The following is a 12,387-nucleotide window of genomic DNA, read 5'->3' on the forward strand; positions in this document are numbered from 1 at the left end:
TACCACGCCAACCTGCGAGTTCGAGGACAACCTATGAGCGAAACTCCCGACCAGACCCAGCAGATCATCGAAGACGATCCCATCGCGGTGCGCCGCGCCAAGCGCGAGGCGCTCATCGCTGCGGGAAAGGACCCGTACGGGCATGCGTTCAAGTACTCGCACCATCTGGCCGAGTTAAACGAGCGCTACGCCGATCTCGAGGACGGCGCGTCCACTGAAGACGAGGTGCAGGTGGCGGGCCGCGTCATGGCCAAGCGCGACCAGGGCAAGCTGGCGTTTCTCGAGCTGCGCGACTCGTCGGGCGACATGCAGCTGTTCTGCCGCATCAACGCGCTGGGCGAGGAGGCTTATCGCCAGCTGAAGGATCTCGACGTGGGCGACTGGATCGGCGTGCGCGGCACCATGATGCGCACGAAGCGCGGGCAGCTGTCCGTTGCCGTGGCGTCGTTCGAGCTTCTGAGCAAGAGCTTGCGCCCGTTGCCGGAGAAGTTCCACGGCTTGGCCGACAAGGAGACGCGCTACCGCCAGCGCTACGTGGACTTGGTGATGAATCCCGAGGTCAAGCAGGTGTTCGAGAAGCGCTTCAAGATCGTGGCGGCCATTCGCCGTTACATGGAGGAGCAGGGCTTCTACGAGGTTGAGACTCCGTTTCTGCATCCCATCCTGGGCGGCGCGAACGCGAAGCCCTTCGTCACGCACTTCAACGCGCTCGACCGCGACTACTACCTGCGCATCGCCACGGAACTGCCGCTCAAGCGCCTTTTGGTGGGCGGGTTCGAGAAGGTGTTCGAGATCGGCCGCCAGTTCCGCAACGAGGGCATGGATCCCTACCACAACCCCGAGTTCACCACGATGGAGGCCTATCAGGCGTTCTCCGACCTCGAGGGCATGATGGAGCTCACCCAGGGCTACATCCAGGCGGCGGCGATGGCTGCATGCGGCACGCTGCAGATCACCTACCAGGGCCAGGAGGTGGACCTGTCGGGCGAGTGGCCGCGCAAGTCGATGATCGAGCTGGCGAGCGCGGGCGCGGGCGAGGACGTGAGCTTCGCACGCACGCGCGACGAGCTGGCGGCCATCCTCGAGAAGAACGGCGGGCATGCGGACAGCGCGTGGGGCAAAGGCAAGCTCATCGCCGAGATCTTCGAGGCCGTGGCCGAGGAGAAGCTCATCCAGCCCACGTTCGTGATCGACCATCCGCTCGAGGTGTCGCCGCTGGCCAAGAAGAAGGCCGGCGACCCCAACCTCACTGAGCGTTTCGAGCTGTTCATCTGCGGGCACGAGTACGCCAACGCCTTCGGCGAGCTGAACGACCCGGTCGACCAGGCCGAGCGTTTCCGCGCGCAGGTTGAGGCGAAGGACATGGGCGACGACGAGGCCATGGGCTACGACGAGGACTACGTGCGCGCGCTCGAGTACGGCATGCCGCCGGCGGGCGGCGTGGGCGTGGGCATCGACCGTTTGGTCATGCTGCTCGCCGACGCGCCGTCCATCAGGGATGTGCTGTTGTTCCCTCACATGAGGGACGAGCAGCACGCGCCCGCTCGGGCGGGAAGTATGTCTTCGAATGGTCCACTGGACTGTTCGATCCCGCACATGGGGGACGAAACTCCGGCTGGCGGGCGGGAGCGCGCTGCGGAAGCGGTCGCCGACGCCGCCGCTTCCGGCGATGCCGCTGCCCCCGCCGCCTTCGACTTCTCGAAGGTGGTCATCGAGCCTTTGTTCGAAGAGCAGGTGGACTTCGAGACGTTCAGCAAGTCGGACTTCCGCGCGGTCAAGGTGAAGGAATGCGTCGCGGTGCCCAAGAGCAAGAAGCTGCTCAAGTTCACGCTCGACGACGGAACGGGTGCAGACCGCATCATCCTCTCCGGCATCCACGCGTACTACGAGCCGGAGGATTTGGTGGGCAAGACGCTCGTCGCCATCACGAACCTGCCCCCGCGCAAGATGATGGGCATCGACTCGTGCGGCATGATCATCAGCGCCGTCCACGAGGAGGAGGGCGAGGAGCGCCTGAACCTGCTCATGGTGGATGGCCGCATCCCCGCTGGCGCGAAGCTGTACTAGCGCCGCCGCGCACGATCTTCGAGAAGGCCGCCCGGCTCTCCGTCGGGCGGCCTTCGGACGTTTGCGCTTCGTCGGTGCGGAAGGAGCGATGGCGCTACGGCGTTTTGCGCTTCGGGGTGCTTTGGCGTGCAGACCGCTTGGCGCGGGCGCGGTGCTCTTGGCCTCGCAACCGAGCGGGAGGTTCCATTTGTCGGCGTTCGCGCGCTCGACTTCCTTCGTCTCTGTTAAACCAAGATTGACACGAACCCATGTTCTTCTAGCTCCGAGCCGGGTTCCCCTGGCCGGGCGCCCCGAAAGGCCCCGCCTGACGGATCGGGGGCTTCCGAGGCGTCTGGGCGGCCCGCGCGCGGCGGGGCCGATCTGGCTATAGCAATCTTGGTTTGACAGAGACGCCTTTGCTTCGTGGCGGGTTTTGACGGAAAACCGCGGTCGAAGGGGGCCGCCGAAAGTGACGCCTCTTCCCTGCTTCGGGAAATGCCTGGTCGCGCCCGCGCTCATGCATCCGCCCGTCGCGAGCGCACGAGAGCGATCGCGGTTTTCCGTCAAAACCCGCCACCACGCACGCGGTTTCGCGCGCTCTGCCGAGCGACCGCCGCTGCTCGCTCCGTTCGCCTTTCAGCGCGCGGCACGTTTCAGAATCGTCTCAGATGCGAGCACGTTCGGAGGCAACCGGGGCCTCCGCTGCTCATCGGGGCCCGCCATGGTAGGATTGTCGCGCTGCCGCGCCCGGTCAAGCCGCCGCGTTCGATCGCGTTGCCTGATCGCGCTGCATGATCGTCCCACCGCGCTCGATCGCGCCACTTGCCGCGCCGCCCCGCGCGCCGCAAGTTATGGAGCGGGCGTGTGCGGCATGAGCCGTGTTGGCACTCTTTGCGTGCGAGTGCTAGCATAGTGCGGGTAACACCGAAGTACCGCCGCGAGAATCGAGGCTGACATGTCATTTGAGAAGTTCACGGACAAGGCGCGCAAGGTGCTCGTCCTCGCGCAGGACGAGGCCCGCTCGCTGCATCAGCCCTACGTGGGCACCGAGCACATCCTGCTCGGCCTCATACAGGAGAAAGACGGCCTGGCCGCCCAAGCCCTCGACCGCTTGAACGTCAAGTACGACGGCGTGGTGCAAGCCATTCGCCAGGTGGTCGCCATCGACGAGGACACCGACGTGTCCGGGCACCTGTCCTTCACGCCCCGCGTCAAGCGCGTGCTGGAGAACAGTCTGCGCGAGGCCATGCAGATGGGGCAGTCCTACATCTCCACCGAGCACTTGCTGCTCGGCATCGTGCGCGAGGGCGACGGCACCGCGCTCGAGGTGCTCACGCGCCTTGGCGTGTCCGGCGACGACGTGCGCGGCGCGCTCAACGACCTCGTGGGCCAAAGTCCCGTGTACGCCGGCCGCAACGCGTTCGACGCGCAGGGCCAAGGCTCCGACAGCGTGCTCAAGGAGTTCGGCACCGACCTCACGAGCAAGGCGCGCGACGGCAAGCTCGACCCGGTCATCGGCCGTGCGGGCGAGATCGAGCGCGTCATGCAGGTGCTCTCGCGCCGTCAGAAGAACAACCCGCTCCTTATCGGCGAGCCGGGCGTGGGCAAGACCGCCGTCGTGGAAGGCTTGGCGCAGCTCATCGTATCGAACCAGGTGCCCGACATCCTGCGCGGCAAGCGTCTGTTCACGCTCGACGTGAGCGCGCTCGTGGCCGGGTCGAAGTACCGCGGCGAGTTCGAGGAGCGCCTGAAGAAGTGCATCAAGGAGGTCATGGACGCGGGCGACATCATCCTGTTCATCGACGAGATGCACACGCTCATCGGCGCGGGCTCGGCCGAGGGCTCCATCGACGCGGCCGCCATCCTGAAGCCGCCGCTGTCGCGCGGCGAGATCCAGGTGATCGGCGCCACCACCATCGACGAGTACCGCAAGCACCTCGAGAAGGACTCGGCGCTCGAGCGGCGCTTCCAGCCCATCACCGTGGGGGAGCCGAACGAGGAGCAGGCCATGCGCATCATGGAGGGCTTGCGCGACCGCTACGAGGCCCATCACCAGGTGCACTTCACCGACGACGCGCTGCAAGCGGCTGTGGCGCTCTCGAGCCGCTACATCCAGGACCGCTTCCTGCCCGACAAGGCCATCGACGTGCTCGACGAGGCCGGTGCGCGCATGCGCATCCGCAACATGACGCTGCCGAAGGAGCTGCGCGACCTCGACGACGAGCTGCGTCGTTTGCGCGGCGAGAAGGACGGGGCCATCGCCGCGCAGGACTTCGAGCGCGCCGCCCAGCTGCGCGACCAGGAATCGGAGCTGAAGAAGAAGCGCGAAGAGGCCGAGAAGAAGTGGGAGGAGGACGCGCAGAAGTCCATCCACCAGGTCACCGTCGAGGATATCGCCGACGTGGTGTCCATGACGACCGGCGTGCCCGTGAGCAACCTCACCGAGGCCGAGACGGAGAAGCTTCTGCGCATGGAGGCCGTACTGCATGAGCGCGTGATCGGCCAGGAGGAGGCCGTCACGGCGCTGTCGAAGGCCATACGCCGTTCGCGTTCGGGCCTCAAGGATCCGAAGCGCCCCGCCGGCTCGTTCATCTTCCTCGGCCCCTCGGGCGTGGGCAAGACCGAGCTTTCGAAGGCGCTCGCCGAGTTCCTGTTCAACTCCGAGGACGCGCTGCTCTCGTTCGACATGTCCGAGTACATGGAGAAGCACAGCGTGTCGCGCCTCGTGGGCTCGCCTCCGGGTTACGTGGGCTTCGACGAGGGCGGCCAGCTCACGAAGGCCGTGCGCCAGCGCCCCTACTCGGTGGTGCTGTTCGACGAGATCGAGAAGGCGCACCCCGACGTGTTCAACATCCTGCTCCAGATTCTGGAGGAGGGGCGCCTCACCGACGCGCAGGGCCGCACGGTGGACTTCCGCAACACGGTGATCATCATGACGTCGAACGTGGGCGCGCGCGAGATCGCCCAGCCCACGACGCTCGGCTTCTCCACCGAGGAGCATGCGGGGCTTTCCGACAAGGAGATCAAAAGCCGCGTGATGGCCGAGATGAAGAAGCTGTTCAGGCCCGAGTTCTTGAACCGCATCGACGAGATCATCGTGTTCAAGAGCCTCACCGCCGAGCAGATCGCCGAGATCGTGAAGCTCATGGTGGCCGATTTGCGCGAGCGCTTGATCGAGCAGAACATGTCCATCAACCTGACGGAGGCGGCCTGCAAGCTCATCGCCAAGGAGGGCACCGACGCCACGTACGGGGCGCGCCCGTTGCGCCGCGCCATCCAGCGCTTGCTGGAGGATCCGCTGTCCGAGGAGATCTTGGAGGGCAAGTGGACTGCCGGATCCATCATCGACGTGGACGCGGCGGACGGCGAGCTCGTGTTCTCGCAAGGCTCGGGGGCCGTGCCAGAGCCGCGCAAGCGCGACAGCATCGCGCGCGAGGCCGAGCTTTTGCTGACGAACTACGACCTGGGCCACGCCGGCGTGCGCAGGGGCGGCTCGATGTCGGGCGGCGCGGCAGACTAGCGGCACGACGGACTGGCTTCGCAGAGCGGTTCGTTGGGAGCCCCTGTTCTTTGGGTTGTGGAATCCGAAGCCCGAAGAGCAGGGGTTTCCTGCGTCGTGCGCCGGCATTTGTCGTATACTGGAAACGTCGCTGTTGCGGAAGGCGCAGCGGATCGGCCGACCTCAGGAGGTTCCATGTTCGGAGACAACCTTGACCGCATCGTGAAGGGCATCGAGAAGAACTACGAGGCCGACGAGATATTCTTCACGAAGCCCGGACGGAGGTTTCCCAGCCGGTCGGCGGTGAAGTGGGTTCTCAAGGATCTGCGCCGGGTGCTGTTTCCGGGCTACTTCGGCGACGAGATGCTCACGCCCTCCACGAGCCCGGAGTACTTCATCGGCGAGACGCTCATCCAAATCGAGCGCGTGCTGCGCGAGCAGATCGTCCTCGCGCTCTCCTACACCTCCGACGACCGCGATGCCGCGGAGGCCGACCCGGCCCGCCATCTGTGCGGCGGGGGAACGCCCGAGCATATCTGCAAGCGCGCCTCCGAGGTGTGCACGGTGTTCTTCGACGAGCTTCCCCGCATTCAGCAGGTGCTGCTCACCGACGTGCAGGCCCTCTACGACGGCGATCCAGCGGCAGGCTCGAAAGAGGAGGTCATCTTCTCGTATCCCGGCCTGTACGCCATCTACGTGTACCGCGTCGCGCACGTGCTCTACCAGCAGAACGTGCCCATCATCCCGCGCATCATGACCGAGCTGGCGCATAGCGGCACGGGCATCGACATCGGCGCCGGCGCCGAAATAGGCGAGTACTTCTTCATCGACCACGGCACGGGCGTGGTGATCGGCGAGACGACCGTCATCGGCGACCATGTGAAGCTGTACCAGGGCGTCACGCTCGGTGCGCTGTCCACGCGCGGCGGGCAGCGTTTGGCCGGGGTGAAGCGCCATCCCACCATCGAGGACGATGTGACCATCTACTCCAACGCCTCGGTGCTCGGCGGCGAGACGGTGATCGGCGCCGGGTCGGTCATCGCCGGCTCCGCGTTCGTCACCTCGTCGGTTCCCCCGCATTCCCGCGTGACGCTGAAGGCGCAGGAGATCACCGTGCGTCGGCCGGACGAGCGTGACTAGGTTGGCGCGCATGCGGCCGCGCGCGGAGGCGACGGCGTTCGCCGATGCTGCGGGCGGCGGGCGCGGCGTGGTGGGCTGCGGGCGATGCTTGCGGGCATCGCATGGAATCGTCGCTGCCCGTAGCGACGCAGACGGGTGGAGAAGGAATGCGCAAGGCGGAGAGGAAGGCTTTATGACCCAGACAATCGACCCCGTGTTCTCGTCCGAGGTGCTGCGCGCGCCCGAGCTGGCGTGCGACGACCTCGACATCGACACGCTTGCGCAGTCGCTCGTCGGCCTCAAGGGCGAGGTGGACAAAAATCCTCAGACGGCGGCCATCATCCTGGCCGGGGGCACGGGGGAGCGCTTCGGCAAGGAAGGCGGCAAGCAGCTCGTTGAGATCGCGGGCAAGCCCATCCTCACCTGGTCGGCCGAGGCGTTCGACGCGGTGGGCGACATCGGCCTCATCGTCATCGTGTGCCCCGAGGAGCGTTGCGACGAGTACCTTAAGCGCGCCATCGACCCGTTTCCGTTCGTCACGCCCATCGTGGTGGCGCCTGCGGGGCCGAGCCGTCAGGAGTCGGCGTTCTCGGGCCTGGAATACGTGCCGGACGATTACGACTACGTTGTCTTGCACGACGGCGCTCGCCCGCTCATCACGCCCGACCTCATCGCGCACACCATCGCCACGCTCAAGGGCAACATCGACTGCGACGGGGCCGTGGTGGCGCATCCGGCCGTCGACACGCTCAAGGTGGTGGAGAGCGGCGTGATCGTGGGCACGCCCGACCGCCGCGTGTTCTGGAACGCGCAGACGCCGCAGGTGTTCCGCGCCGGCATCTACCGCCGCGCGCACGCCTCGGCGCTCTCCGACGGCTTCATGGGCACCGACGACTCGTCGCTCATCGAACGGTTGGGCGGCCGCGTGCTCGTGGTGGAGGGCAAGCGCGACAACATCAAGCTGACGGTGCCGGAGGACTACCTCATGCTGGCCGCCGCCGTGCGCACGATGTACATGAAGGGGGCCGAGGAGTGATGGCTGATCGGGCGTTCGATCCTGCGTCCTTGCGCATCGGGCAGGGCTTCGACGTGCACGCGCTCGTCGAGGGACGCAAGCTCATCCTGGGCGGCGTGGACGTCCCGCACACGCGCGGGCTGCTCGGCCACTCCGACGCCGACGTGCTCGCGCACGCCGTTGCCGACGCGCTTTTGGGCGGCATCCGCGGCGGCGACATCGGCAAGCTGTTCCCCGACACCGACCCCGCCTACGAAGGGGCCGACTCGCTCAAGCTCTTGGCCGCCGTGGCCGACAAGGTGCGCGCCGAGGGCTACGACATCCTCGATGTGGACTCCGTCATCGCCGCGCAGGCACCGAAGCTCTCGCCGTACCGCGACGCCATGCGCGAGAACTTGGCCCGCGCCATGGGCGTTTCCGTGGAGAACGTGGGCGTGAAGGCCACCACCACCGAGCGCTTGGGATTCGAGGGCCGCGAGGAGGGCATCTCGGCCACCGCCGTGTGCCTGCTGTGCCGACGTCCGTAGGGGCCCGGCCGCCCTGGATCGCGGGTGGCCCTGCCGCTTCGCCGCGCCTTTTCCCGACGCCGTTGCCGCGTCGATTGCTCCGCGCATCTCGACCGGCGCGGGGCCTTGTTGTGCTACGATAGGCGCACCGTATCCGACACGTTTCCAACGAGCGAAGGAACGTTTGTATGATCAGGCTTTACGACACGAAGACGCGCAGCAAGCAGAACCTTGAGACGCTTGAGCGCGGCAAGGTGGGCATGTACGTGTGCGGTCCCACCGTGTACAACCGCATCCATATCGGCAACGCGCGCACGTTCATCAGTTTCGACGTCATCCGCCGCTACCTCATGTGGCGCGGCTTCGACGTGACGTTCGTGCAGAACGTCACCGACGTGGACGACAAGATCATCGCGAAGGCCGCCGAGGAGGGGCGCGACGCCGCCGAGGTGGCCGCCGAGTACACCGAGGCGTTCATCGAGGACATGCGCGCCGCGGGCGTGCTCGACCCCGACGTGCGCCCGAAGGCAACCGAGGAGATCCCCGCCATGATCGAGCTCGTCCAAGAGCTCATCGACGGGGGGCACGCCTACGAGGTGGACGGCGACGTGTACTTCGCCGTGCGCTCGTATCCGGCGTACGGCGAGCTGTCCGGTCGCAACGTCGACGAGATGGAGAGCGGGCATCGCGAGCTGCGCGCCGAGATCGACGGCGCGGGGCACGTGGCCGACCGCAAGCGCGATCCGCTCGACTTCGCGCTGTGGAAGGCGGCCAAGCCCGGAGAGCCCGCGTGGGAGTCGCCGTGGGGGATGGGCCGGCCCGGTTGGCACATCGAGTGCTCGGCCATGTCGCGCAAGTACCTGGGCCTGCCGTTCGACATCCACGGCGGCGGCGCCGACCTCGTGTTCCCGCACCACGAGAACGAGCGCGCGCAGAGCGAGGCCGCGTGCGGCTGCGCGTTCGCGAACCATTGGATGCACGGCGGCATGCTGCAGGTGAACTCCGAGAAGATGAGCAAGTCGCTCGGCAACTTCAAGCTGCTGCACGACGTGCTCGAGTCGACCGATCCCGCCGTGCTGCGCTTCCTCATGCTGCAGACGCACTACCGCAGCCCGCTCGACTTCTCCGACGAACGCCTGGCCGAGGCCGACGCGGCGCTCGGGCGCATCAAAAACGCCGTGAAGAACCTCGATTGGCTCCTGGCCAACGCCGAGGACATCCCCTCGCCGCTCGACGTGCGCGCGCTCATGGAGCGCACCCGCGAGGCGAAGATGGGCTTCATCCTCGCCATGGACGACGACTTCAACACGTGCAAGGCCCTCGGGGAGATCTTCGACTTCGTCGCCGACGTGAACGCGCGGACGGCGGGCAAGACCCTTGCGATCACCGACGTGCCCTTCGTGCGCGACGCGCGCGCGCTCGTGGTCGATCTGCTCGGCGTGCTCGGGGTCGACGTGGAGGCTGCGGCGCAGGAGGCCGAAGGCACGGACGGCGCGTATCCCGCCGAGGTCGTGGGATTGGCCGCCGAAATGGCCGGGTATGAGGGCGAGGATGCCGCGGAGGCCGTGGACGCGCTGCTCGCGGTTCGCTCAAAGGCCCGCGCGGCGAAGGATTGGCCCCGCGCCGATGCCGTGCGCGACGGCCTTTCAAGCTTGGGCTTCGCCGTCGAGGACACCCCGCAAGGTCCGAGGGTCGTGCGGGCCTGAGAGGGCGCGTCGGATCGGCGCTGCGAAGCGCGGAGGCGTTCTGCCTTGCCGCCTCGAACCCTCCTCGCGTGCGGGAAAGCGCGCTTCGGCGGGCTTTCGGCGGCTGGCGCCTCTGCGCTTCTCGCTGGCGTCGCGGACGTCAGAGCGGATAGGACAGACGGGGCAGACAGGGCATCCGACCATGTTCGAGCGAAACCACACTCCCGAGCTTCTTGCGCCCGCCGGCGGGCGGGCGCAGCTTGAGGCCGCGGTGCGCTTTGGCGCGGACGCGGTGTACTTCGCGTGCGACCGCTTCGGGCTGCGCCAGCGCGCGGAGAACTTCGCGCTTGACGAGGTGCCGTCGGCCGTGGCGTGCGCGCACGCGTCCGGAGCGCGGGCGTACGTGGCGCTCAACACGCTCATGGACGCCGACGACGTGGCGGCGCTGCCCGCCTACCTGGAGGCGTTCGACGCGGCTGGCGCGGACGCGCTTATCGTGAGCGACCTCGGCGCGCTCTCGCTCGCGCGCAAGCACGCGCCCTCCCTGGAGCTGCACGTGAGCACGCAGGCGGGTGTGATGAACGCCGAGGCCGCGCGCATGTGGCACGAGCTGGGGGCGGGCCGCGTGGTGTGCGCCCGCGAGATGAGCGTGGCCGACATCGCCCGTCTGCGCGCCGACGCGCCGCGCGATCTGGAGATCGAGGCGTTCGTGCACGGCGCCATGTGCATGGCCGTGTCGGGGCGGTGCCTGATCAGCTCTGTCATGACGGGGCGCTCGGGCAACAAGGGGCACTGCGCCCAGCCGTGCCGCTGGAGCTACGCGCTTGTGGAGGAGAGGCGGCCTGGGGAGTTCTATCCGGTGGAGGAGGATGTGCGCGGCGCCTACGTCATGAACGCGCGCGACCTCAACATGATCGCCCATTTGGACGACCTGATTGAGGCCGGCGTCGATTCGCTCAAGATAGAGGGGCGCAACAAGAAGGCGTTCTACGTGGCCACGGCGGTGCACGCCTACCGTTCGGTGCTCGACGGCGCGGACGTGTCCGAGGCGGCTGCCGAGCTGGACGCCATCTCGCACCGGCCGTACTCGACCGGGTTCTACTACGGGCGCGCCGAGCAGTCGCCCGAGCGCGACGGCTACGTGAGGAAGTTCGTGCATGCGGCCACGGTGGAGCGGGCGGGCGCGCGCGTGGTCGTCGTGTGCCACAACCGCTTTCGCGAGGGCGACGAGCTCGAGGTGCTCTCGCCGCGCCGTCCCGTCGCGCGCGTGCGGGTGCGCAACCTGGCATGGCTGCCCGCGTCCGCGCCGGACGATCCGAGTGACGCCACGCCCGTGCCCGTCGCCGTGGCGAACCGTTCGGCCGAGCGCTACTCCTTCGAGGTTCACGCCGCGCTCGCGCCCGGCGACTACCTGCGCGCCCGCGTGGGCTGACGCGCCTTCCGTCGCATCTGCGCCCTGTGGGCTGACGCGTCTTCTCATCGCTGACAAACACGCTTCTGATCTGCGCCGAAGCGATGAGGGACTGCGAAGCTCCCGTAACGGCCTTCGCACGTGCGCGGCGCTACACTAAAGCACCGACCTTTGAAGGAAAGCGAGGTGCATCATGTCGAATCATGCGTATCGTGCCGCGTCGGCACCGGGCGTCGTCCAGCGCGCCCGCAACACGAAGACGGGTCGTAGGCTCGAACGCGGCGGCTACCTGACGGTGGAGACCGTCACCATGTGGATCGTCTATGCGCTCACGCTCGTGGGCAACGCCGTGATCGAGGGAGGGCAGGTAGGCGGCAACACCTCGGCTACGGTGGCGTACGGCGTGTTCACGTGGTTCACGCCCGCCGGCTACGTGTTCGCCATCTGGTCGGTCATCTACGTGGCCCTCATCGTGTGGCTCGTGGCCTACACGCGAAACGCCGCGACCCGCCCGAAGGCGTTCACCGCCACCTCGGCGCTGTTCATCGCGAGCTGCGTGCTCAACGTGCTGTGGCTGGCGCTGTGGCATTTCGAGGCCGTGGGCGTATCGTTCATCGTGATCCTGGCCGAATGGGTGGTGCTCGCCGCGCTGTATCTGAATGTGCGGAAAACGGCGCGGCGCGGCGCGGAGTGGATGCCCATCTCCCTGTACACCGCGTGGGTGACGGTGGCCACCATCGCGAACATGGCCATCCTCATCACGCGCGCGCTCGACGGCGGGCTGCCGTTCTTCAACGGGCTGTCGGCCATCGCGCTCTCGGCGGGCGTGCTGGCGCTCGGCTACCTCATGAAGAAGAGCTACGACGACTGGGTGTTTCCCGTGGTGTTCCTGTGGGCGCTCGTGGGCGTGGGCGTGAACGTGGCTCCGGTGTCGGGTTTCACGGCGGCCGTCGTGCTTCTGCTGTGCGCGGTGGGCGGTATCCTCACGTTTCTGCCGACGGGCGCGTTGCGCGGCCTGCGCGGGTAGCGCGGCGGGAATGCGAGGCGCGCGGGTGAAACGTGCATGCGAGGCGGGCGTGCGGGCGGGATAGACGTGCGTGCGGGCA

Annotated in this window: 8 protein-coding genes; all 8 read left to right on the forward strand. The window is 67.4% G+C overall.

Annotation, left to right across the window (positions count from 1 at the left end; genetic code table 11):
* The first annotated feature begins 33 nt into the window (after nt 1-33).
* Entirely contained in the window at nt 34-2,067 is a 2,034-nt protein-coding gene (gene lysS / locus C2L80_RS02830) for a lysine--tRNA ligase (RefSeq protein WP_087197470.1), read from the forward strand.
* Nucleotides 2,068-3,001: 934 nt separating this feature from the next.
* Complete coding sequence (locus C2L80_RS02835) at nt 3,002-5,566, forward strand: ATP-dependent Clp protease ATP-binding subunit (protein ID WP_103262594.1); 2,565 nt, start codon at nt 3,002-3,004, stop codon at nt 5,564-5,566.
* Nucleotides 5,567-5,740: 174 nt separating this feature from the next.
* Nucleotides 5,741-6,685, forward strand: a complete 945-nt coding sequence (locus C2L80_RS02840; protein ID WP_103262595.1) for a serine O-acetyltransferase — start codon at nt 5,741-5,743, stop codon at nt 6,683-6,685.
* A 172-nt stretch (nt 6,686-6,857) separates the two neighbouring features.
* The gene (gene ispD / locus C2L80_RS02845; RefSeq protein ID WP_103262596.1) at nt 6,858-7,700 is read left to right on the forward strand and encodes a 2-C-methyl-D-erythritol 4-phosphate cytidylyltransferase; all 843 of its coding nucleotides are present in this window, start codon (nt 6,858-6,860) and stop codon (nt 7,698-7,700) included.
* Nucleotides 7,700-8,206 (forward strand): 2-C-methyl-D-erythritol 2,4-cyclodiphosphate synthase, encoded by a 507-nt coding sequence (gene ispF, locus C2L80_RS02850; protein WP_087197464.1) that lies wholly within the window; start codon nt 7,700-7,702, stop codon nt 8,204-8,206. The genes ispD and ispF overlap by 1 nt, the downstream gene beginning before the upstream one ends.
* 167 nt (nt 8,207-8,373) lie before the next feature.
* Nucleotides 8,374-9,891, forward strand: coding sequence for a cysteine--tRNA ligase (cysS, locus tag C2L80_RS02855; protein WP_087197463.1), 1,518 nt, complete (start codon nt 8,374-8,376; stop codon nt 9,889-9,891).
* 181 nt (nt 9,892-10,072) lie between these two features.
* Nucleotides 10,073-11,302: a peptidase U32 family protein gene (locus tag C2L80_RS02860; RefSeq protein WP_087197462.1), complete on the forward strand. Its 1,230-nt coding sequence runs from the start codon at nt 10,073-10,075 to the stop codon at nt 11,300-11,302.
* Between the two features lie 172 nt (nt 11,303-11,474).
* Nucleotides 11,475-12,308 carry a tryptophan-rich sensory protein gene (locus C2L80_RS02865; RefSeq protein ID WP_087197461.1) on the forward strand — a complete coding sequence of 278 codons (834 nt, stop codon included), beginning with the start codon at nt 11,475-11,477 and terminating at the stop codon, nt 12,306-12,308.
* The last annotated feature ends 79 nt before the right edge of the window (nt 12,309-12,387 follow it).

The organism is Rubneribacter badeniensis (assembly GCF_002899695.1).
GTDB classification, from domain to species: Bacteria; Actinomycetota; Coriobacteriia; order Coriobacteriales; family Eggerthellaceae; genus Rubneribacter; species Rubneribacter badeniensis.

What these genes read in the sequence shown, in the direction of transcription:
- lysS (WP_087197470.1), top strand. Translation starts at nt 34, where the DNA reads ATGAGCGAAACTCCCGACCAGACCCAGCAGATCATCGAAGACGATCCC.
- C2L80_RS02835 (WP_103262594.1), top strand. Translation starts at nt 3,002, where the DNA reads ATGTCATTTGAGAAGTTCACGGACAAGGCGCGCAAGGTGCTCGTCCTC.
- C2L80_RS02840 (WP_103262595.1), top strand. Translation starts at nt 5,741, where the DNA reads ATGTTCGGAGACAACCTTGACCGCATCGTGAAGGGCATCGAGAAGAAC.
- ispD (WP_103262596.1), top strand. Translation starts at nt 6,858, where the DNA reads ATGACCCAGACAATCGACCCCGTGTTCTCGTCCGAGGTGCTGCGCGCG.
- ispF (WP_087197464.1), top strand. Translation starts at nt 7,700, where the DNA reads ATGGCTGATCGGGCGTTCGATCCTGCGTCCTTGCGCATCGGGCAGGGC.
- cysS (WP_087197463.1), top strand. Translation starts at nt 8,374, where the DNA reads ATGATCAGGCTTTACGACACGAAGACGCGCAGCAAGCAGAACCTTGAG.
- C2L80_RS02860 (WP_087197462.1), top strand. Translation starts at nt 10,073, where the DNA reads ATGTTCGAGCGAAACCACACTCCCGAGCTTCTTGCGCCCGCCGGCGGG.
- C2L80_RS02865 (WP_087197461.1), top strand. Translation starts at nt 11,475, where the DNA reads ATGTCGAATCATGCGTATCGTGCCGCGTCGGCACCGGGCGTCGTCCAG.